General features: G+C 45.8%; 18 protein-coding genes and 4 pseudogenes. 5 read left to right on the top strand and 17 right to left on the bottom strand.

The window, feature by feature from the left end; all coding sequences use genetic code 11:
* Positions 1-87: 87 nt before the first annotated feature.
* Positions 88-1,241 (top strand): annotated as a pseudogene (gene tnpB, locus JCM19039_RS12715) (IS200/IS605 family element RNA-guided endonuclease TnpB).
* Between the two features lie 87 nt (positions 1,242-1,328).
* On the opposite strand, the gene JCM19039_RS12720 reads toward tnpB, so the two are convergent.
* The 8 genes and pseudogenes from JCM19039_RS12720 to JCM19039_RS12745 form a co-directional block, all read right to left on the bottom strand.
* On the bottom strand, positions 1,329-2,057 hold the full coding sequence (locus JCM19039_RS12720; protein ID WP_052398774.1) for a pseudouridine synthase: 729 nt from the start codon (positions 2,055-2,057) through the stop codon (positions 1,329-1,331).
* The gene (locus JCM19039_RS12725; protein ID WP_042427722.1) at positions 2,047-2,394 is read right to left on the bottom strand and encodes a hypothetical protein; all 348 of its coding nucleotides are present in this window, start codon (positions 2,392-2,394) and stop codon (positions 2,047-2,049) included. The genes JCM19039_RS12720 and JCM19039_RS12725 overlap by 11 nt, the downstream gene beginning before the upstream one ends.
* Positions 2,395-2,417: 23 nt before the next feature.
* Positions 2,418-2,708 carry an NAD(P)-binding domain-containing protein gene (locus JCM19039_RS12730; protein WP_042427725.1) on the bottom strand — a complete coding sequence of 97 codons (291 nt, stop codon included), beginning with the start codon at positions 2,706-2,708 and terminating at the stop codon, positions 2,418-2,420.
* An 11-nt stretch (positions 2,709-2,719) separates the two neighbouring features.
* The gene (ftsW, locus tag JCM19039_RS12735) at positions 2,720-3,886 is read right to left on the bottom strand and encodes a putative lipid II flippase FtsW (protein WP_042427728.1); all 1,167 of its coding nucleotides are present in this window, start codon (positions 3,884-3,886) and stop codon (positions 2,720-2,722) included.
* A gap of 67 nt (positions 3,887-3,953) precedes the next feature.
* Positions 3,954-4,373: an oligosaccharide flippase family protein gene (locus JCM19039_RS25585; RefSeq protein WP_238545036.1), complete on the bottom strand. Its 420-nt coding sequence runs from the start codon at positions 4,371-4,373 to the stop codon at positions 3,954-3,956.
* Complete coding sequence (locus tag JCM19039_RS12740) at positions 4,370-5,572, bottom strand: polysaccharide biosynthesis protein (RefSeq protein ID WP_238545037.1); 1,203 nt, start codon at positions 5,570-5,572, stop codon at positions 4,370-4,372. The genes JCM19039_RS25585 and JCM19039_RS12740 overlap by 4 nt, the downstream gene beginning before the upstream one ends.
* A gap of 205 nt (positions 5,573-5,777) precedes the next feature.
* A complete protein-coding gene (locus JCM19039_RS23830) occupies positions 5,778-6,128 on the bottom strand; it encodes a hypothetical protein (protein WP_152550202.1) in 351 nt (116 codons plus the stop codon).
* Between the two features lie 23 nt (positions 6,129-6,151).
* Positions 6,152-6,554: pseudogene (locus JCM19039_RS12745) on the bottom strand (secondary thiamine-phosphate synthase enzyme YjbQ).
* Between the two features lie 154 nt (positions 6,555-6,708).
* Here JCM19039_RS12745 and JCM19039_RS12750 point away from each other — a divergent pair.
* Positions 6,709-7,963 (top strand): annotated as a pseudogene (locus JCM19039_RS12750) (NAD(P)/FAD-dependent oxidoreductase).
* Between the two features lie 1,074 nt (positions 7,964-9,037).
* On the opposite strand, the gene JCM19039_RS12760 reads toward JCM19039_RS12750, so the two are convergent.
* From JCM19039_RS12760 to leuS, 4 genes and pseudogenes are all read right to left on the bottom strand, one after another.
* Positions 9,038-9,232 carry a helix-turn-helix transcriptional regulator gene (locus JCM19039_RS12760; protein ID WP_042427735.1) on the bottom strand — a complete coding sequence of 65 codons (195 nt, stop codon included), beginning with the start codon at positions 9,230-9,232 and terminating at the stop codon, positions 9,038-9,040.
* Between the two features lie 51 nt (positions 9,233-9,283).
* A complete protein-coding gene (locus JCM19039_RS12765) occupies positions 9,284-9,652 on the bottom strand; it encodes a hypothetical protein (RefSeq protein WP_042427738.1) in 369 nt (122 codons plus the stop codon).
* A gap of 53 nt (positions 9,653-9,705) precedes the next feature.
* Positions 9,706-10,263, bottom strand: coding sequence for a shikimate kinase (locus JCM19039_RS12770; protein WP_042427741.1), 558 nt, complete (start codon positions 10,261-10,263; stop codon positions 9,706-9,708).
* A gap of 65 nt (positions 10,264-10,328) precedes the next feature.
* Positions 10,329-12,748, bottom strand: a pseudogene (leuS, locus tag JCM19039_RS12775) (leucine--tRNA ligase).
* Between the two features lie 297 nt (positions 12,749-13,045).
* Between leuS and JCM19039_RS24455 the strand changes: the two are divergent.
* Positions 13,046-13,183 carry a hypothetical protein gene (locus JCM19039_RS24455; RefSeq protein WP_193744234.1) on the top strand — a complete coding sequence of 46 codons (138 nt, stop codon included), beginning with the start codon at positions 13,046-13,048 and terminating at the stop codon, positions 13,181-13,183.
* A gap of 41 nt (positions 13,184-13,224) precedes the next feature.
* On the opposite strand, the gene JCM19039_RS25590 is transcribed toward JCM19039_RS24455, so the two are convergent.
* Both JCM19039_RS25590 and JCM19039_RS25595 read right to left on the bottom strand, forming a co-directional pair.
* Positions 13,225-13,725, bottom strand: a complete 501-nt coding sequence (locus JCM19039_RS25590) for an MFS transporter (RefSeq protein WP_238545038.1) — start codon at positions 13,723-13,725, stop codon at positions 13,225-13,227.
* Positions 13,689-14,384 carry an MFS transporter gene (locus tag JCM19039_RS25595; protein ID WP_238545039.1) on the bottom strand — a complete coding sequence of 232 codons (696 nt, stop codon included), beginning with the start codon at positions 14,382-14,384 and terminating at the stop codon, positions 13,689-13,691. The genes JCM19039_RS25590 and JCM19039_RS25595 overlap by 37 nt, the downstream gene beginning before the upstream one ends.
* Positions 14,385-14,568: 184 nt before the next feature.
* On the opposite strand from JCM19039_RS25595, the gene JCM19039_RS12785 reads away from it, so the two are divergent.
* On the top strand, positions 14,569-15,084 hold the full coding sequence (locus JCM19039_RS12785; protein ID WP_307190247.1) for a class I SAM-dependent methyltransferase: 516 nt from the start codon (positions 14,569-14,571) through the stop codon (positions 15,082-15,084).
* Positions 15,077-16,186 carry an FAD-binding oxidoreductase gene (locus JCM19039_RS12790; RefSeq protein WP_042427745.1) on the top strand — a complete coding sequence of 370 codons (1,110 nt, stop codon included), beginning with the start codon at positions 15,077-15,079 and terminating at the stop codon, positions 16,184-16,186. Before JCM19039_RS12785 ends, JCM19039_RS12790 begins: the two co-directional genes overlap by 8 nt.
* Positions 16,187-16,952: 766 nt before the next feature.
* On the opposite strand, the gene fdhD is transcribed toward JCM19039_RS12790, so the two are convergent.
* From fdhD to fdhF, 3 genes are read right to left on the bottom strand one after another with little or no spacing between them, the layout of a single operon-like run.
* A complete protein-coding gene (gene fdhD / locus JCM19039_RS12795) occupies positions 16,953-17,744 on the bottom strand; it encodes a formate dehydrogenase accessory sulfurtransferase FdhD (RefSeq protein WP_042427749.1) in 792 nt (263 codons plus the stop codon).
* Complete coding sequence (locus JCM19039_RS12800; protein WP_042427750.1) at positions 17,741-18,382, bottom strand: DUF1641 domain-containing protein; 642 nt, start codon at positions 18,380-18,382, stop codon at positions 17,741-17,743. The genes fdhD and JCM19039_RS12800 overlap by 4 nt, the downstream gene beginning before the upstream one ends.
* Positions 18,382-21,333, bottom strand: coding sequence for a formate dehydrogenase subunit alpha (gene fdhF, locus JCM19039_RS12805; RefSeq protein ID WP_042427752.1), 2,952 nt, complete (start codon positions 21,331-21,333; stop codon positions 18,382-18,384). The genes JCM19039_RS12800 and fdhF overlap by 1 nt, the downstream gene beginning before the upstream one ends.
* Positions 21,334-21,407 lie beyond the last annotated feature (74 nt).

Below are 21,407 nucleotides of genomic sequence, written 5' to 3' on the forward strand. Positions count from 1 at the left end.
GTCTCTCAGTTTTGAATTACCGGACGTTTCAATCCATTCATGGTATACTGAACATAAGAATATATGTTCCCAGAATGGAGGTTCGCTATGTTGACGTACAAAGGCATCCAGTTTCGGTTGTACCCCGACGCGAAGCAACAAAAGCAGATGGCTCAAACGTTCGGCTGTTGCCGGTTCGTCTACAACCATTTCCGTGCCTCTTGGGAGAACACGTACACCGAAACGGGCAAAGGTCTTTCCTATAAGGCGTGTGCGAATGCGTTGCCTTTGCTAAAGGGTGAAGTTCCTTTTTTAAAGGACGTGGATAGCACTGCCTTACAAAAATCGGTGCGGTCGCTTGCCGACGCCTACCAACGATTTTACGCAAAGCTAGGCAAGTACCCACGGTTTAAAAGTAAGCGAAATCCTTTGCAATCGTACACGACGGCCATCCAAGGCAAATCACAGGTATTTACGAACACGGTCACAAACAACCGAATCAAGCTTCCGAAACTCGGCTGGGTGAAGATTCGTGGAAGTCGTACCATTCAAGGACGAATCGTCAGTGCCACGATCACTCGCAAAGCGAGCGGTCGTTATATCGTATCGCTTAAGGTCGAAGCCGATGTACAGCCCCTGCCGTCCACAGGGCAATCGGTGGGTGTTGATCTTGGAATCACCGACTTCGCCATTCTTTCGAGCGGTGAAAAAATGGACAATCACCGCTTTACAAAGGCGATGCGACAAAAGCTCGCGCGTGAGCAACGAAAGTTGTCACGTCGAGCCGAAGAAGCAAAGCGTCGTGGAACTCCGTTACACATGGCGAAAAATTATCAAAAGCAAAAGCGTGTTGTCGCTCGTCTCCATGAAAAAGTGGCCAACCAACGAAAGGACTTTTTGCATAAGCTCTCTACCGATCTCATCAAAAACCACGATGCGATCGTTGTGGAAGACCTCCATGCGAAAGGGATGCTTCGCAACCGTAAGCTGGCTTCGGCCATCAGTGATGTCTCCTGGTCGATGTTTGTGACACAGCTCACGTACAAGGCTGACTGGTATGGGAAACAACTCATTAAGGTTGACCGGTGGTTCCCATCTTCCAGCTCTGTTCGAGCTGTGGGCACCACGACGGAAAGAAAGGACTACACGTTCGTGAGTGGTCCTGCTCAGCCTGCCACGCTCATCACGATCGCGACATCAACGCAGCGGTTAACATCCTCCAAGAGGGACTCAGAACCGCAGGAACTGCGGGGATCGCCTAGCCATGAACGAAACCCGCTGCCCAGCATCAACGATGTTCGGTAAAGGTTTGTGCTTCTAGGAATCTCGGTACTTTAGTGCTGAGTAGTTCAATGGATACTACGAAATAGGTTTTCGAGCTCATCGGAAGTTAACTCTCGGTACTCCCCTGGTTTAAGGTCTTCGTCCAATAATAACGAACCGATTCGAATTCTCTTTAATTCCGTTACTCGGCGCCCAAGTGCCCCAAACATCCGCTTCACTTGATGATATTTCCCTTCGGTAAGGGTAATTGTAACGATCGGCTTATCGGACTCGTCATCCGGCTGGAGTTTGGCTGGCTTTGTAACCGTGCCGTCTTTTAACTGGATGCCTTTTTCCAACGCTTGTAATTCCTCATCTGCAGGTCGCTCATCCAATGTCACTTCGTACTCTTTTTCAATCTCATATTTCGGTGATGTAAGCCGATGGGCAAAGTCTCCATCACTCGTCAACAACAATAACCCTTCCGTATCTTTGTCGAGCCTTCCGACTGGAAATAAATCCGCCCGAAGCTGTTCTTCCACATCTGCTAGTACGGTCACATTCTCCGCGTCTGTCGTCGCACTCACGCGATTTTTTTGCTTGTTCATTAGTAAGTAAATCGGGCCCGTGTTCGCAGTAATCGGGTTCCCATCTAAAGTAATCGTATCTTGTTCGATGTGAACTTTTGCTGAGGCATCAGTCACAACCTGACCATTTTGTTTCACACGTTTTTTCTTTAACAGCTTTTTTACATCTTTTCGTGAGCCGATGCCTGCTTTTGCCAACCATCGATCTAGCCGCCATTCACTTTCCATCATTTTCATTCTCCCAACGTTCCATGATTGAACGGGCAAACCCACCGTGAGTATCGGTTATGTGTGCGTCAACGATCCCTGGAATCATGCTCTTGATCGCTCGCTCGATCATTTGTTCATCGAAATGTTTCGCTTTTAATTGCTGTTCAATTGAAATAATGGCTCGCAATGTCTCTGTCGTCACGATCGTATTTGCCATTCTAACGGACGACTCTGTACCAACGATGGTTGAAAACGCCCCGCTTGTCACGCTTGAAAATAATCGACGATCCTCCTCCGTCAAAACGACAAATGTCCCCGCCCTCTCTAACGTATACGCGTGTCCGAGCAACTTCACTGAGATCGCTCTCTGTTGTTTTGTTAACAGAGCTGAGACGTCGTTAAACTCCAGATTCGTTGCCGTATAAAAAACTGACAATCCTCCGGGAAGGCTTTGGCATATTTCAAAAAAAACGGCTCATATGCATGAGCCGGAAGGGCGATGATGACTTGGTTTTCGTGAGAGAATTGCTCGGGTTTAACGACAGCAACTCCCGCTACTTCTGCTGCTTTGCTTACCGTCCGATTGTACACCTTCACTTCTTCGACCCCGTGATCGTGAAGAGCCGAAACGATCGCTTGCCCAAGCTTCCCATAACCTACGACGAGCATTGTGATCCCTCCTAACGTTGGCCACTCGCCATCGTCACTTGTGAATCGTCTTGTTGAACTTCATCATCCATGCTTTGTTCTCGTTCTTTCGCATTTTGCCTTGATATGTTCGCAACAATTGCCGCTGCAACAAAGGAAACGATAAGGGATGACCCTCCTGCACTGACAAATGGCAACGTAATTCCTGTGATTGGCATCGTGCCGCTAACCGCGCCTGCGTTAAAAATGAATTGGAACATAAACATGAACACAAAACCATACGCGAGCAATGAGCCAAACATCGTCTTGCACCGACTGCCGATAATGACCCCTCGAAAACCGATGATTAAGAAGCAAAGAATAACAAAACCTACACCAAAAATGCCGGTTTCTTCAGCAATAATTGCCAAGATAAAGTCATTATGTGGTTCTGGTAAGTAACCGAGCTTTTGTATACTTTGTCCAAAACCCGTCCCTGTCACACCACCATTGGCAATCGCATAGTACGATTGAATGAGTTGATGCCCATGAGTTTCTTGGTGTGCAAACGGGTCCATGAACGCAAGGATCCGGTTCATTCTGTACTCCTCTTGGGTGACAAGAAAAGCAACCGAACCTGCCGATAAGGTACCAAGCATTAATAGATGTCGTAATCTTGCCCCCGACAAAAAGATAATCACACCGGTTACGAGTAAAATCGTAACTGCGGTACCGAGGTCGGGTTGCGCAAGAATGAGGGTAAACACGAAAACGACAAGGACGAGTGGGGGCAATACGCCTGTTACAAAACGATTAATGTATTGATGCTTTTTGGAGTATACCGCTGCTAAGTAGATCACCACACCTACTTTTACGAACTCCGACGGCTGGATTGTAAAGCCGGCAATGGATAACCACCGGGTTGCTCCTTTATCTTCAATACCGATAAACGGCACTAGCACAAGCAAAATTAACGAACCGACAATAATGATCGGGCTTAATTGCTTAAAAAATTGATAGCGGAAATTCATGACGATGAGAAACAGTACGATACCAATAAAGAAAAACACAACTTGTCGACTGACTACAGAAGTCGCCGGACTGCCACTGTTTATCGCTGCAGGATAACTAGCACTATATACCATGAGCAGCCCGAATACCGAAAGTGCCAAAACCGTGCAAATAAAAATCCAATCAAACGCTCGAAACCGTGCTAGCATATCCTCACCTGCCTAATATTTGGAAATGATTCTTTCATTCTAGCATGCTTTTCCAATCACAGTTATGTCAGTTTCTTAACATCTTAAAACGATCTCCAAGTACGGAACCTGCTAGACCTAAGCGAATTGTGAGAATCATAAACACTAATCCACCCGTAAGAACGCCGAAGAACAACACAGATGTGAGACCAAGTTGCGTTGTTGCATCAAAAAGAACGAGTCCTCCCTCACGAACAATCCATACCGATAGCCCCATCACAAAGGAGATTCCCACTGTGAGTAGTGCTGGTTTTCCTAATGGTATGATGGAATAACCAGTGTGGCGAATGATCGCAATGATATTATAAACAATCGCACTTGTATATCCGATTAACGTCGCAAATACCGCCCCGCCGGGGCCAAATAACGAAATGAGTATATAGTTTAACGACAACTTCAGTACAAGGCCGATTAATAGCCCTGTAATGGCTTGCTTTTGCCGATTCATGCTTGAAGCATTGCAGCTGTCACGGCAAAAAGTGAGAACAATACAGCAGCTGGCGCATACATCCCAAGAATGTGGCCACCGAGCACGTAGTCTTCCATCCCGAACAGTGCCGCAAACGCCGGTTCGGCAAGAAGAATGAGACCGACCATTGCTGGAACAGTAAAAAACAAAATGAGTTGCAAACTCTTCGTAATGTATGACTTCATTTCATCGATTGCGCCCTTAGTATTCGAGCGTGTAATCGCAGGGATGATATTCACGCTCATTGCTGTGGCGACGGCTACGGGTATAAGGATTACCGAATGGCTCGTCCTGACAAAAATCCCGAAGGCTGTTTCAGCTTCCCCATCACTCACGCCAAAACCATTCGTCATCGCTGAACTAAATGTTGCCATATCTATGAGTTGATAGAGAGGAATCGCTAGTCCTACAAACGAAAGAGGCAACGCATAGCGTATAAGTTCCTTATACATCCCTCGTAGCGGAAGCTCTTCGGCTCCTGTGTTAGATTCGCTAATTTGGGAATAGATTCCTGCTTTACTTTTCTGCCAAAAGTAGAAAAGAACGAGAAACGAACCAAGCCCGCCAATAAATGCACCAAAGGTTGCCCAACCTACAGCCGTCCCAATTGTGCCATCTCCAACTTGTAAAATAAGAAACGTAATGATAAGAATAAAACTAACTCTAAAGATCTGTTCAACGACTTGAGAAATTGCTGTAGGACCCATTGATTGAAACCCTTGGAAGTACCCTCGAATGACACCCATGATCGGAATGATAATAAGCGCGATACTCACCATCCGAATCGTGAACACCACATCTTCGGTCCGGTTTCCCGTCGGGTCATTATTTGGCAATACCCCTTCAGCAATCCAAGGTGCCAAGAAAAATAACAGTAAAAAGGATAAAAAGCCGGTGATTGCCATCACCAAAAGCGATGACCGAAACAACCGATGACCTGTCTTGTAATCACCCATCGCATGATACTTCGCAACAAATTTAGACACCGCCATCGGAATGCCTAAAGTGGAGAGACTTAATAAAAGTGTATACGGTAAATATCCATAGGAATACAATGCATTCCCTTGTTGTCCGACCATCGCCGTAAACGGAAATATGTATAAAAGTCCAAGCACACGGGAAAATAAAGTTGCACCTGTTAACATCATCGTCCCGCGCACGAGTTTATTTTCTGCCATACCTTTTCAACGCACCCTTCAACTGCACCTACTCATCTCTCGCATTTTACCATATGTAGAAGCGTTCACAAAAAAGAACCTTGCCAAATTCGTGGCAAGATCCCCCACAGAGCTTATTGCCCTTACTTGAACCTCTCCGTAATACGTTACCAAGTTTTTTAGAAACGATATCCGAACCGCTACTTCGCTCGTGATTATTCTCCAATTAACTGAGTAACAGATACAAAATAAATGCGATAACGCCAACGACTAAAAGCATACCGAAACAACCGATCATGCCCATTAGTCCGCCAGAGCCACCGGCATGACCTCTGCCGTATCCATAGCCACCGCCACGTCTTCGTCTTCTTCCCATCATCGATCCTACCGCCATGCCGCCGAGAAACGAACCTCCGCGACCGCCTCCGTTTGAAGAATTGCTCTGTTTTCTAAAATTACCGCCACCTGAACTAGATGCTCTCGGTCGATTTCTGCCAGATGGACGGTTTGTCCTAGCGCCTCCCGGTCTTCTTGAAGATGCTCTCGGTCGACCTCCACCTCTACCTCTCCTGCTCATGTCATCCCTCTCCTTACGATTATTTAGCGTTCAGCTTGGAACGAGGCGACGACTGTTCGTGCACGTCTCGGTCCATCAAATTCACAGAAATAAACGCCTTGCCACGTCCCTAAAACGAGTTTGCCACCTTCGACAAGAAGGGTCTCGCTCGCACCGACCGTGCTCGCTTTCATATGGGCAGCGCTGTTTCCTTCACCATGCCGATCATTGTCGTCATGCCAAGGGAACGTTTCATCCATCTGCGAAGAAAGTCGGTTTTTACATCCGGGTCGCATTTTCATTAATGGTTATGCCAGCGGTTGTATGAAGGTTAAATACGGTGAGCACACCTTTTGTAAATCCTTCGGATTGCACCCATTCGTGCAAATCATCGGTAATTTCAATCATATCACTATGCTTATCTGTTTGATAGGAGAATCGTTTCATCGTCCTCTCTCACCTCTTCTTCAGTTCGTGTCTACATCCACAATAAGGGAAAAACGTATCTACTTTCAACAATTGTACTTGGTAAGGCTGTGTAGCGAATTGGAAAACGGCTGTGATATGATGACGAAGGACAAGATAAAAAAGGAGAAAACGTATGAAAAGAATCATCATTATCGGCGGTGGGCTTCAGGTTAATGGCTGCAGTCTCCGCTGCAACTGAAGGTGCACATGTAACAATTGTTGATAAAGGAACGAAGCTCGGACGCAAGTTAGCCATCTCTGGAGGTGGCAGATGCAATGTGACAAACCGGATGGAATTAGGGCAGCTCATATCGTTTATCCCTGGCAACGGAAAATTTATGCACAGCCCCTTTTCCGTCTTTAATAATGAGGACATTATCGCTTACTTTGAAAACCTCGGCATCCGCTTAAAAGAGGAAGATATGGGGAGAATGTTCCCGGTTACAGATAAAGCTCAAACCGTTGTAGAAACGTTGCTTCGGGAGATTAAACGGCTCGGTGTCACGATTCAAACGAACCAACGCGTCAAAAGTTTAGTCATTGAAGCAGATCAAATTGCTGGTATTCGGTTAGAAAACGGCGAAGAGCAACGGGCCGATGCCGTCATCGTCGCAACAGGGGGGACAAGTGTGCCACACACCGGAAGCACAGGTGATGCTTACCCGTGGGCGAAGGCGGCAGGTCATACCGTCACCGATCTCTATCCTACTGAAGTTCCGATTACATTAAATGAACCGTTCATTAAGAATAAAACCGTACAAGGCTTATCTTTGCGAGATGTTCAAATGACTGTTTGGAACAAAAAGAAGAAAACGATCGTGACGCACGAAGGCGACGTACTCTTCACCCACTTCGGTCTATCTGGCCCGATTGCACTCCGCTGTAGCCAGTACGTCGTGAAAGAACGAAAGAAAAATCCCGATCATCCAGTCACACTAACGATTGACCTGTATCCAGAAACGAGCGTACACAAACTCGTGCAACAATTTGAGCAAAGAAAAAGCGATGACGGGGCAAAAAGTATAAAAAATGCGTTGAGCAATGTCGCACCAGAACGTTACTTAGCGCTTCTTCTAGAGCATGGAGATGTCGACAAAGATACACCCTTGCGCAACGTAACGACTGTGCAACTTGAAGAGCTTGCCCGTCTATTTAAAGCATTTCCATTACGAGCAAACGGAACACTTTCCATCGAGAAAGCCTTTGTCACCGGTGGAGGGGTATCCATAAAAGAAATCGTTCCGAAAACGATGGCTTCCAAAAAGAAACGAGGCCTATACTTTTGTGGTGAGGTACTCGACATTCACGGCTACACAGGCGGCTTTAACATTACCGTAGCATTCTCAACAGGGTATACAGCAGGAAAAAACGCTGCATCAGATGAGTAAACGCCGAGGTAAAGATCTATGCCATTTAACAACAAATTAGGCGAGGAAGCATTATGAGCATCATTGGCACGCACGGAAAGCCCCGAAGCCACTAAAAAACCAGATGAGCTTTTACAGACATCCGGTTTTTTTGTAAACCTCTCATTTTGTGGGCGTGACGATGTAGCGGACAAAGTTCACTTCCTGCACACGCACCTCATTGGAATAGATTGGTTTTTGGCGATCTATCTTAGTTGAACGAAAGAATTTCTTCACGAACCAATTGGGAAGCTTGGTAAAGTGGAAACTGTGCTCAAGTTGGGGAAAATCGCAGGAAAAGCGATATATTCTTATAAACTAGGTAACAGATCACCGGGTCATGTGTACACCCTCGCCCCGACGTACCCACAAGACGTCGACACGAACCGAGTCCGATATGGCTTCGGCCCCGACGGGGCGACAGGGTACTCGCTTATGGGCATTGAATCTGCGCTCCAGTTGCGACAAACTGCGCGCAAGTTTAGCGGAATGAGCGCCAAAATCGTTAAACTAGGCAAACTTGCGCGCAGAACGTGTAAACTAGCGCGCAAAATGGCACCGCGCTATCTCTCCAACCCAACACCCAACAGCGCAAATCAGGAAAATCTTAAGTTCATTCTATCTAGATCGCGGACGTAACGATCGGCATATGTTGAATCAAAAAAATCTCTCGACTATAGTCAAGGGATTTTGTAACTGATCAAAATGACGAGACATCGTTTCATGGTGAACGCGGCAAAGCGTGTAAATGATTGCGACAATGAAGAAGACTTTTGGAGTAGACTGCCGTTCATTTTCTTTAAAGCACTCGATCTGCTTCAATAAACGTCTGTTTGGAATGAAACGTCCATTGATTGGAAACAGAATAGAGCAATACAGGTTTAGCTCGACAATTCTATTTCCAATCAAAGCTCTTTGGAAACCGAATCGCCTCATGCACCTGTTAAGGGTTATCAAAATGGCTTTTGACCACGTATGAGTACAAATGATCGTGACGCCCACTTATCCGGTTTACTTACATATCATGATCGGCCTTGTCTCTCCACACGTTGTCGACTATTCTTCAAATAGGAAAACTTCCTCAATTTTCTTATCGAACAGCTTAGCAATTTGAAACGCAAGAGGTAACGAAGGGTTATACACACCTTTTTCAATAGAAATAATCGTTTGTCTGGATACACCGAGAAGATTAGCGGCGCCTTCTTGTGATAATCCTTGCGCTTTCCGGAGTTCTTTCATTCGGTTTTCCATCGTTTCAGTCCTACTTTTTTGTAAAAACCGTATAAGATAACGGACACTTTGTCAAACGGGCTTTACCGTACGTTTAGATAACTTCCAAGCGGGGATGAGCGAATGAAAGTGAAACAAGTAACTTACGAACATATGAAGGATCGTATAAATCGTGAGCGTAACGGCATATGCAACAGCCCAAACCCCGACCAACTCTCCTAAAAACATAAATAACAAGCTCATACCAATTGGAAATGGCATCAAGACAATGAGCCAGATCGGTGCACCAAGCTTTTCAGTCAGTGCACCCATAGAAACAACAGTGAGACCGATGACGAGAGACTGCCAAACGAAATGCTCATCTGTAACGATCAGACTACCTGAATAGTATGAAAATGCAGTGAGTAATACAGCAACGAGAAAATGAAGTGCGTATCGCAATGTTTTCCTCCTTATATTGTTCAATACTACTATACAGACTTTAGTATAGCATGTTATTTCATATTCATGAGCTCGGTAATCTCCTCTGCCACTTGTGCAATCGTTTTGTACTTCGTATACACCGTGTGCGTCGCCAACCTACGGCTGGACGGATGGCGGACGAAATGGCGATTGATGTTCAGAACGGCTTGCTCCATTGTCAAATTCATCACTCTTTCGTTCAACACATCGACCGACTCATTCTCATCAGCACTTGGGAGTAGTAAAAAGACATGTGCCTCGTGTTTCATAGCTTCACGTACTTTCTTAAACAAATTCCGGTCCTCGTACACAGAATGTCCTGCTCCGAAATCAATAATGTGAGACGGGTAGTCATCGAGCGTCCTTGCGACAGCGTGAGCTTCAAATGGCTTCCAATAGTCATACACACCGGCAAATCCTTTTTGCTCGTGGATCTGCTTTTGCTTATCTTCACGAAAACCAATCTCTTTGTAATACGTAAAGCGAACGTCATCAAGGGCACACCGGGGCATGTTTAATCGTTTGGCTAGTTCATCTGCAACCGAACTTTTGCCACTACAAATCGGCCCGATGAGTATGATTCTTTGCATCGTTATCCCCCTTTCTTACGTGTATACAAAAACCTGGCTGTCACAATGACAACCAGGTTTTTTCGTTACGTTGCAACGACGTTGACGAGCTTTCCAGGAACCGCAACGACTTTTCGAATCGTTTTACCTTCAATATTCGCTGCTACTTTCTCATCAGACAGCGCAATCTCTTCCATTTGTTCTTTCGTCGCATCTTTAGCCATCACGAGCTTCGCTCTTACTTTGCCGTTCACTTGGACGACAATTTCTACTTCGTCTTGGACGAGGTAACGTTCATCAAGAACCGGCCACGCTTCATACGTAATCGTCGTCGTTCCCCCAAGCTTCTCCCATAACTCTTCAGCAATGTGCGGAGCAATTGGCGAGAGCATTTTCACAAAGCCTTCAATCGCCACTCGAGGTAGTGCCTCTTCTTTGTACGCCGCATTAATGAATACCATGAGCTGACTAATCGCTGTGTTAAAGCGCAAATGCGTCATGTCGACAGTCACTTTATCGATCGTTTGATGGTACGTTGTGAGTAACGGATGGTCCGTCCCTGCATCGTCTACGACTTTGCTTGTAAGTGTGCCATCTTCTTCAATGAGCAAACGCCAAACCCGGTCAAGGAATCGTCGTGATGCATCCAAGCCATTTGTGGACCAAGCGATGGAAGCGTCAAGTGGACCCATAAACATTTCGTACGTACGTAATGTGTCTGCTCCGTGTGAAGCCACGATATCATCTGGATTCACGACGTTGCCTTTTGATTTACTCATCTTCTCGTTGTTCTCACCACCAAGAATCATCCCTTGGTTGTAAAGCCTTTGGAAAGGTTCTTTCGTCGGCACAACCCCAATATCGTAAAGCACTTTATGCCAAAAACGAGCGTACAACAAGTGAAGAACGGCGTGTTCTGCTCCGCCGATATAAATATCAACAGGCAGCCATTGTTTTAACAATTCTGGGTCAGCAAGTGCTTCATCATTATGTGCGTCGATGAATCGTAAATAATACCAGCAGCTCCCTGCCCATTGTGGCATCGTGTTCGTTTCCCGACGACCTTTCATTCCGGTATTCGGATCGGTCACTTCGAGCCAATCGGTTGCATTGGCAAGCGGGGATTCACCCGTACCTGAAGGTTTGAACTCATCCAAATCTGGCAAAGTGAGGGGCAGTTCTTCCTCAGCGACAGGTGTTAAACTGCCATCTTCCCAATGAATCATTGGAATTGGCTCACCCCAGTAACGTTGGCGGCTGAACAACCAATCGCGAAGGCGATACGTCGTTTGTTTCTTACCTTTACCGTTTTCGTCAAGCCAAGCGACGATCTGTTCAATCGCCTCTTCTTTCATGAGTCCGTTCAGAAACTCAGAGTTCACATGTTCACCATCTCCGGTAAATGCCTCCTCGGAGAGATCTCCTCCGGAAACGACTTCACGAATCGGCAAGTCAAACGTCTTTGCAAACTCAAAATCCCTCTCATCGTGGCCAGGAACGGCCATTACCGCTCCCGTCCCGTAACTAATGAGCACATAATCTGCAATCCAGACAGGGATACGCTCCCCATTCACAGGGTTTGTTGCGTACGCTCCTGTAAATGCACCCGACTTCTCTTTTGCCAAATCTGTACGCTCAAGATCACTTTTCGTTCCGACTTGTTTTTGATACGCTTGCACCGCTTCTAGTTTCTCAGCTGTCGTCACCTGATCTACAAGCGGATGTTCCGGTGCTAATACCATGTACGTTGCACCAAATAGTGTATCTGGACGTGTCGTAAATACGTTCACTTCATGACCTTCAATATCAAACGACACTTCTGCTCCCGTTGATTTACCAATCCAATTGCGCTGCATATCTTTAATGCTCTCAGGCCAATCCAACTCATCAAGATCGTCAAGCAACCGGTCTGCATATTCTGTAATCCGAAGCATCCACTGTTTCATCGGGCGTCTTTCCACAGGATGGCCGCCGCGCTCACTGACCCCGTCAATCACTTCTTCGTTCGCTAAAACGGTGCCTAATGCTGGACACCAATTCACCGCTACTTCATCGACATACGCAAGACCTTGCTTGTACAGTTGAATGAAGATCCATTGTGTCCATTTATAGTACTCTGGATCGGTCGTGCTAATTTCGCGGTCCCAATCATAAGAGAACCCAAGTTCTTTAATTTGACGCTTGAACGTTCCGATGTTTTTTGGGTAAACGTGTTTGGGTGTTGGTTCGTATCCAATGCGTATTGCTCTGCTGGAAGACCAAATGCATCCCAGCCCATAGGATGAAGTACATTGTATCCTTGCATCCGTTTCATTCTTGAAAGAATGTCTGTCGCTGTATATCCTTCAGGATGACCGACGTGCAAACCTGCACCGGATGGGTACGGAAACATGTCCAATGCGTAAAATTTCGGTTGATCCGTTTTTGATGTATCCGCTTTAAATGTTTTGTTATTCTCCCAATATGCTTGCCACTTCTGCTCAATCTTGTCATGTGGAAAGGCCATAAAGGACGCCTCCTTTTTAAACAACACTTCATGCTTATGTTTAGTTTCATTTTCGATTTAATGAAAAATGCCTCCCTCTTCGGAGACATTATCAATACACTGCTCAAACTGTTAAGCAGATAAACCGCTACTTTTGCATATTTCTTGATATTGCCATTGTAGGCTCGAAATTCGTCAATGTCAAGGCTGACAGGCAGTTTAGCCATTTGTTACCCTCTCTTAAATTCCACGAGCATGAAATTGAAAATAAGCGTATACTATACGTAAGCAATCATGATCTTGGAAGGAGGGTGCAACGTGGTACACGAGATCTTAAACGACAGAGAACCTGCCGTTCATTCTAAAAAGCAGAATAAACGAAAGAAACTCACTGGGAAGCTTAAAAAATCGATTCGTGATTATTTAAGAAAACAACCAGTGCCACGCTATGAGTAATGTTTGCGGCACCTTCACTGAGAGCGAAGGTGCCGCTTTTTTTATCCCTCTTTCTCAACGCTTCGATCAAAGAGTGCGAATGCAATAAACGCAAATACAAACAAGCAAAGAATCGTTACAAACACCATGTGCATCGAATACAAATCAGCAATGATCCCTCCGAACAACGGCCCGATCATTCGTCCACCGGTCGCAACGCTGTTCACAATGCCTTGATAAAACCCTTCTCTACCTTTTGGTGCCATCTTATTGGCAATCGTAGGCACAGCAGGCCAAACAAATAGTTCACCAACAGTCAAAATAAGCATCGCAATGAGGAAACCGGTAAATACTTCGGCACCTGTCAGTACAGCAAAGGCAGCTGCAAAAACCGTTACCCCTACGAGCAACTGAGCTTTTAACGTCTTCACCCATTTTTTCACGACAATCGCCATTAATGGCTGCATGAGCACGATTAAAAACCCGTTAATGGTCCATAATATGCTGTAGCTGCGCAAGTCAATGTTCAATCTTGCATATGTACAGAAATGTTTGATAACCATTGAACATACGCAAGCCAACAAATAAAGAACCCTGCCGACAAAATCACGAGCGCTCTCATATTTGTCTCATTGAAAGCTGGCGTTTTTTCTCGTGACTTCGCCTGTGTGGAACGCTCTTGAATATTTCGATAGGCGATCGCGGCAAATAAAAACAACAACAAGTATGTAAAACTATTCGCTGCAAAGATAAGTTCAATATTAAAGGCAGCCACAACACCGGCTAAAGCTGTTCCTGCTGAAACCCCTACATTTTGGGCGACGTACATTGCATTAAACGGCCGTCGACCTCCCTCAGGCCATAATGATCCTGCTAGAGAATAAAAGGCGGGAACAATCATGCCGTGCCCAAGACCAATCCCTGTTAAAAAGGCCATATATTGATAATATTCATGAAAAAAAGCTAAACAAACCGCGCTCACTAGCGCAATCGTCATCCCAAGGATGAGTGTTCTATACCCACCCAACTGATCAAACAAACGCCCGCCAATAATATTACCAATGACGCCAGCACCTGCATACATCATGAGAACGACCCCAGCTGCAGAGAGTGGCTCTCCTAATTGCTGATGAATGTAGATCGTGTTGAGTGGCCAAAGAAATGACGAGGCAATCACGTTCGTACTCATTCCGATAATTAATAGCCATATGATTTTTGGCAATGTTCTCACCTGCCTTCTACCGAACATCAGTGTACACCGAATTCAATGCAGCTGGCAATGCTCGCATGGTAAACTAATGGGCGAACAATGATAAGGAAATGAGGAGAAAAACTTTGCCTGTGCCTAAGATTTTACCGTTTGTACGCACACTACTCGAAGAATCGTTGTCAGAAGCGATACGGCAATAGATGCCACTGCCGGCAACGGTCACGATACATTATTTTTACGTGAAGTCGTTGGACACACTGGATATGTCCTTAGTTTTGATATACAAAAAGAGGCACTCCAACACACGAAAAAACGCCTTGAGGACAGGCAGATCGATGGTAGCAATGTTGAACTGGTCCAGGACAGTCATGCCAATGTAATGACCCATCTAAATGGACACACCCCAAAAGCAGCAATATTCAATCTCGGTTACTTGCCGGGGGGCGATAAAACCATCGTCACTTCACCATCATCTACGATTACGTCCGTCAGGCAGTTGCTCAGTGTCATGCCCATAGGCGCGGTCATTGTCATCGTCGTCTATTACGGTCATGAGGAAGGAAAGAAAGAACGGGATGCATTGCTGAAGTTCACATGCTCCCTCTCGCATCATGAAGCGCTTGTCGCCCGATACGAATTCATCAATCACACGAATGACCCTCCGTTTATTTTGGCGATTGAAAAAAGAAAAGGGGCAGAGAACGATGCGTAAAATTATCATCGTTGGTGGAGGCATACTTGGCATGAGCACTGCTTATGAGTTGTCGAAGTCAGATGCAGATGTCGTCGTTGTTGACCGTCAAGATGCTGGACAAGCAACCCGAGCGGCTGCTGGAATTATTTGTCCTTGGCTATCACAACGACGAAATAAAGATTGGTACACGTTAGTGAAAAACGGCGCTGCCTATTATCCGAAACTCGTTGCAGAATTATCTTCGATTCGTAACGATGACACCGGGTTTTATCGTAGCGGCGCCATCGCCCTCAGTCCCACTAAAGAAAAACGAGATCAAATGCACGAGCGTGCAAAGAAGAAACGCCTCGATGCACCAGAAATCGGAGCGCTCATCCCTCTCGACCGTGATAACTTTGCTGATTATACAACCGTCACACCAGTTGAACCATACGGCTTATATGTCAAAGGCGGCGCGCGAGTTGATGGCGAAAAACTCGTCAACAATCTCAGAATACAGGCAGAAGCAAATGGCGTCACAATGCTTCATGCCAATGCAACCATCAATGAGTCTGGAGAATTATTCGTCGATGGGGAGCGTTTGGAAGCTGACCAAATCGTATTAACAGCAGGTGCGTGGGCGAACGAATGGTTACACACCTTGAACCTTCAACCCATCGTCTCTCACCAAAAAGCCGAAATCATTCACCTGGCATCGCCCATGTTTACTGAAGACAGCCCGGTGCTCATCCCACAGGGAACGCAATATATCGTTCCGTTCAGCAATGAGAAAATTATCGTCGGGACGACACATACGGATACCGAAAAATTCGATCCTACGCCGACACGTGAGGGATTTGAAACCATTCTCGAACAGTGCTATGAATCGTTTCCTAGTTTGACAGATGCTGAAGTCGTTGGTGCACGTGTAGGATTTCGCCCATACACAGAAAACTTCTTACCTGCGTTTGGCCCGGTTCCAAGTTTCCCTCATATTCTTTTTGCAAACGGTCTCGGGTCCACAGGCCTAACGATGGGTCCTTACTTAGGCACTGTACTCAGTAGTATGGCATTAGGTCACGCTCCTGATCTTGATACAAGTCGGTACGCACCCGATTTCAAGCCTACGATGAGCCAATAATACAATCTCCTGCAGCAAGCCTTGCTACCGGAGACGAAGAACGTAGAGTACCGCTCAAGGGCATGGTAGTTCTCTTTCATCGGGGCTTCGGGGGTGTGATTCTTTGTCGAATGCGGGCACTTCGATGTCAAATACGTGCACAACCTACAATAAGCAGAGTGATTATGAGTGATCACATTCACCCCATGAGCATCCGCCTGTAGAGGAAATCAACAACTAGCAAAGTAAGCTAAGAAAATCTAAAGTTCACACTATCTATATAAGTTGAACGAAAGAATTTCTTCACGAACGAATGGTAGACCAACCGTTAAAGCCTAAAGTTCATCGACTTTGAGATCGATCTTAATCGTTTACAATAGACGTAGCAATGATGGGCATCTACTGCTATTGACCTCCAAAGTGTATGGATAGAGTTGAATACCAAAATTGAGCAACCCCAGTTCAGAAACGTAGCCTATTCAGTGCCGTTGATTGGAACGAAAGGCGGTGACGCCTGCGGAAGAAGGGCCGAGACGAGACCCGGCAGGTCGTAAGACCGAGGAGGCTCGGCCGGTCCTCCGCGGTAAAGAAAACACGGTGGCTGTCTTTTGGCCGCCGATGTTGCCCTTATGCTCTGGAGTGCAAGCATCCGCCTGCAGTGGAAAGCAACAACAAACTGCGCAATCAGGAAAACCTAAAGTTCACACTAGATAGATCATCACACTACTTCTAATCATCCGTAAATCTCTTTTCTACGCAAAAGGGTTGCTCTTTTTGAGCAACCCTTTCAGTTTACGACTCGTTCGGGAATCGTATATACATTCATTGATTGTTTACGAATAAAACCGATGGCGGTAATCTCGAGCTCTTCGGCAATTTCTAATGCCCGTTCTGTTGGAGCGGACTTAGACAAAATCATCTCACACCCGGTTTTGGCAGCTTTTAAAACGATTTCAGAAGAAAGTCTTCCGCTAAAAATTAACACTTTGTTCTCAAGCGAAGTATTGGTACGTAAGCAATGACCGTATAGCTTGTCCAATGCGTTGTGCCGGCCAATATCCAAACGCATGAGTGCAATGTCATCCGTTGTTGCAATTGCTGCATTATGCACACCACCGGTATGTTTAAAAACGTCCGCTCGCTTTTGCAAGGCTTCCATGAGTGCGTAACATTGCCCGCTCGTGATTTGCACGTTTCTGGAATGCATCGTTTTTGCGGTTTTAGCATCCGCAGCAAAAATTAAACTTTGCCGGCTCATTCCACAGCAGGATGTGATGTAACGCTTCGTTTGCATGTCTTGGTGCAGTCTACTGATCTCTTTGTGCAGATGAATGTGAACAAACCCTTCACCCTCATCTACACGTAACGTCTTCACATCGGAATATCCGCTAATAACCCCTTCTGAAGCGAGGAATCCAATCGCCATGTCCTCAATATACGTCGGCGAACAGATGAGGGTCACAAATTCTTCCCCGTTTATCTTAATCGTTACAGGCACTTCACTTGCGATCGTATCCTGTACGGTTTCACGCTGGTCACCATGAAACCGTACAATCTCTCTTGTTGTTGTGCTTGTCATTTAATTTTCCTAAAAAGAAATGGGAGCAAAAAGCAAGCAGCCCCAAAAGCGAACCCAAACCATCGTGGCGGCGTCTGCTTATTTTTTTGCACGGAGCTTCTTGTTTTCATTTCTTTCTCTGGGTGCTCCTTTCTTTCCAGTTGGGGTTCGATCAACTCATTCGAATCTTGTTCAACGCCCATCCCTTTCACGAGCGCAACGAGCACGTTCATCCCTTCGATTACTTCAGGGTCTTTCAATGCACCGATTAGTGCGGTATAGCCGCCTCTTTGATTGGCATGTTCATAGTCAGCAACCTTTGAAACTCCTTTGTTCACCTTGAGAACAAGGGGCTCAATTTCGTTCATGTTTAATGTGCCTAACAACTCAAACAAAAGCAGCGCATTTTTAATTGAACGGGTCGTATTATGATCATCGACAGCAGTAACGATTCTGTGCAAGAGCTTATCGCTTTGTCCGAGTCCTGCATTCATCATCTCAAACACTTCGTGCTCTTTTAGCCTGTCCAATACCTCTAACGCATCGCGAAGTACTTCCTTGTTATTAATTAATAGATCTTCCACTTCACGTCGGTCGTTCTCACGTTGGACAGCCGGATCAATTTCTAGCTTGTGAATCACCTTCGTCGCTTTTGCCATTAGCGCTTCGCCCTCCTCTCTTTCACGATGTCGCCTGGGAATGTATAGTCTGCTCTTGCCCATTTCTGTTCAACATTAACGCCAATTTGCGGTTGCGGGTTGCCAAAACGATGATTCTTCCTCGGCAATGGATGTTCCCCTCTAGGCTTCAACACTTCCATCTTCGCAGAGATTTCTTTGTAAGCTGGTGTATCTGTATCTTTATCGGAGTGGGAGCTCGTCAAGTAATTAATCGCTCCTTCACCAGACGTATTCATTGGCAAGTACACTTGTTTGCCTACGACACGATCGGTGACGACACAATCAACTTTTACACTTCCGTAAGGAGATGTTAAGCGCACCTTTGTACCGTCTGTTAAATCACGTTCTTTTGCAAGTTCAGGCGAAACTTCCAAAAAGGCTTTCGGCGTCTTGCTTGAAATACCTTCAGACTTATACGTCATATTCCCTTCATGAAAATGTTCAAGAAGCCGCCCGTTATTCACATGCAAATCGTACTCTTCTTCGAATTCTAGCGGCCGGGTCCACTCTACTGGCCAAAGTCTTGCTTTCCCTTCAGGTAAAGGAAATCCGTCTGTAAACAGGAGCGGTGTATCTTTGCCGTCAGCAGCCACAGGCCATTGCAAACTATCATAGCCTTCCAAACGGTCATAGCTTACACCCGCGAACAATGGCGTTAACGACGCAGCTTCCTCCATAATTTCGCTCGGGTGTGTGTAATTCCAATCCGCACCTAAACGTTTCGCGATGTCTTGAATAATTCTCCAATCTGGACGGGAATCCCCAAGGGGTTCGAGCACTTGGTATAACCGTTGAAAACGGCGTTCTGTATTTACAAATGTTCCTTCTTTCTCAAGGCTTGGGCTCGCTGGCAGTACGACGTCTGCATATTCACACGTTTTCGTAAAAAATACATCTTGAACAACGAAGAATTTCAGCTTTTCAAAGGCTTCTTGCACATAGTTAATATTCGCATCGACAATCCCCATATCTTCCCCTTTAATATAGAGGACTTCCAAGTTTCCTTCATGAATGGCGTCAACCATCTCATGGTTATTTAGGCCAGGTTCAGCTGAAAGCTCTGAGTTCCATTTCTTTGCAAACCGATTACGAACATCCTCATCCGTAACAAATTGGTAGCCAGGGAAACGGTCTGGCATGCTACCAAAATCACTCGCCCCTTGTACGTTGTTATGTCCACGAAGTGGGTACGCACCTGCACCTGGTTTCATGTAGTTACCGGTCACAAGAAGCATGTTAGAAATCGCTGTACTCGTGTCACTTCCACCCCCGTGTTGCGTTACGCCCATCGCCCAAAGCACCGAGGTCGTCTTTGCTTCGTGAATCATCGTCGCTATTCGGATTAGCTCTTCTTTACTCATGTTCGTGACTTCAGCAGCGTAGGCGAGTGTGTACAGATCAAGACTGTTCAAATACTCGTCCACGTTGTTCACATGTTGTGCGAGAAACTCCGTATCATGCCACCCTTGGTCAATGATGTATTTCGTCACTGCTGATAGCCAAACGAGGTCGCTGCCAGGCGCTGGTTTTACGAACAAATCCGCACGTTCTGCAAGTTCGTGTTTACGCAAATCGGCGACGATCACTTTCTGTCCGTTAAGTTTTTGTGCACGTTTTACACGTGTCGCTAAAACTGGATGTGATTCAACGGTATTGGAACCGATGGAGATAACAAGTCCTGACTGCGCAATATCACCAATCCCTCCGGAGTCTCCTCCATAACCGACGGTGCGCCATAACCCCATCGTTGCAGGTGACTGACAATACCTCGAACAATTATCGATATTGTTCGTGCCGATGACTGACCGTGCCAACTTCTGCATAAGGTATGATTCTTCGTTCGTGCATTTTGATGACGAAATAAACGCGAGTGCATCAGACCCCTTTTGCTTCGCCGTTTTCTTGAACTTCTTCTCGATCAAGTCAAGTGCTTCCTCCCATTCTGCTTCTCTAAACGCATTGCCTTCACGAATGAGAGGTTTCGTCAAGCGTTCATCACTGTTCACATAGTCCCAACCAAACTTTCCTTTTACACATGTGGAAATGCCGTTTGCTGGTGCTTCCTGCTGAGGTTCCACTTTTAGAATTTGACGATCCTTTGTCCAGACATCGAAAGCACAGCCAACACCACAATACGTGCACACCGTTTTCGTCTTTTCGATTCGCTCTTCACGCATCGTCGCTTCCAAATCTGATATCGTCATGAGCGACTCGTAACCCGTTTCGACATTTTTCGTAATGTTAACCATCGGTTTCATCGTTTCATCGTTTACTTTCGTTAAGAAACCCGCTTCTTTCTCCATGCCGACTTCCATCATAGCGTTACACGGACACACGGTTGAACAATGTCCACAACTCACACACGAGGAATCATCGATCGAGGTGTTCTTGTCCCATATTACTCGTGGACGTTTTAAGTTCCAGTCAATCGATAGTGTCTCGGTCACTTGGACGTCTTGACAAGCTTCAACGCACCGACCGCACAAAATACACTGATCGGGGTCATAGCGATAAAATGCGTTTCTTTGAACAGGAGCTTCTTTGCTCGTATGAGGTGTTTCTTGGTGGCTAATGCGCATCTCTTTGACTGTGTTATGTATCTCGCAATTGCCGTTATTAAAATCGCACACTGTGCAATACAATTCATGGTTTCCAAGCATTCGATCCATTGCAATAAGCTGTGCTTCGTGCACATCACTGCCTGCAGACTCGATGACATCACCGTCTTTAATTGGCGTCGAGCAAGCCCTTACAAATTCCCCGTTCACTTTCACGATACATGAGTCACATGTCTCGATTGCCCCAAGACTCGGATGATAGCATAAACTCGGAATCTCAATGTCTTTCTTCGTTAAATAATTTAGAACTGAATCCTGGCTTGAGACCTTCTCCTGTCTGCCATTTACCGTTACGTTCAAATGTTCGCTCAATTTATATTCCCCTCTCTTTATGCAAACGTGAACTTTCCAACTTTTTCCCTAATCTTTCTAGGTTCAAACATTTC

This window comes from Geomicrobium sp. JCM 19039 (assembly GCF_000698145.1).
Lineage (GTDB): Bacteria > Bacillota > Bacilli > Bacillales > Marinococcaceae > Geomicrobium_A.

Bases quoted from the DNA above. Each gene is read 5' to 3' on its own strand.
- JCM19039_RS12720 (WP_052398774.1), bottom strand. From the start codon at position 2,057: ATGGAAAGTGAATGGCGGCTAGATCGATGGTTGGCAAAAGCAGGCATC.
- JCM19039_RS12730 (WP_042427725.1), bottom strand. From the start codon at position 2,708: ATGCTCGTCGTAGGTTATGGGAAGCTTGGGCAAGCGATCGTTTCGGCT.
- ftsW (WP_042427728.1), bottom strand. From the start codon at position 3,886: ATGCTAGCACGGTTTCGAGCGTTTGATTGGATTTTTATTTGCACGGTT.
- JCM19039_RS25585 (WP_238545036.1), bottom strand. From the start codon at position 4,373: ATGAATCGGCAAAAGCAAGCCATTACAGGGCTATTAATCGGCCTTGTA.
- JCM19039_RS12740 (WP_238545037.1), bottom strand. From the start codon at position 5,572: ATGGCAGAAAATAAACTCGTGCGCGGGACGATGATGTTAACAGGTGCA.
- JCM19039_RS23830 (WP_152550202.1), bottom strand. From the start codon at position 6,128: ATGAGCAGGAGAGGTAGAGGTGGAGGTCGACCGAGAGCATCTTCAAGA.
- JCM19039_RS12760 (WP_042427735.1), bottom strand. From the start codon at position 9,232: ATGGAAAACCGAATGAAAGAACTCCGGAAAGCGCAAGGATTATCACAA.
- JCM19039_RS12770 (WP_042427741.1), bottom strand. From the start codon at position 10,263: ATGCAAAGAATCATACTCATCGGGCCGATTTGTAGTGGCAAAAGTTCG.
- JCM19039_RS25590 (WP_238545038.1), bottom strand. From the start codon at position 13,725: ATGGTTATCAAACATTTCTGTACATATGCAAGATTGAACATTGACTTG.
- JCM19039_RS12790 (WP_042427745.1), top strand. From the start codon at position 15,077: ATGCGTAAAATTATCATCGTTGGTGGAGGCATACTTGGCATGAGCACT.
- fdhD (WP_042427749.1), bottom strand. From the start codon at position 17,744: ATGACAAGCACAACAACAAGAGAGATTGTACGGTTTCATGGTGACCAG.
- JCM19039_RS12800 (WP_042427750.1), bottom strand. From the start codon at position 18,382: ATGGCAAAAGCGACGAAGGTGATTCACAAGCTAGAAATTGATCCGGCT.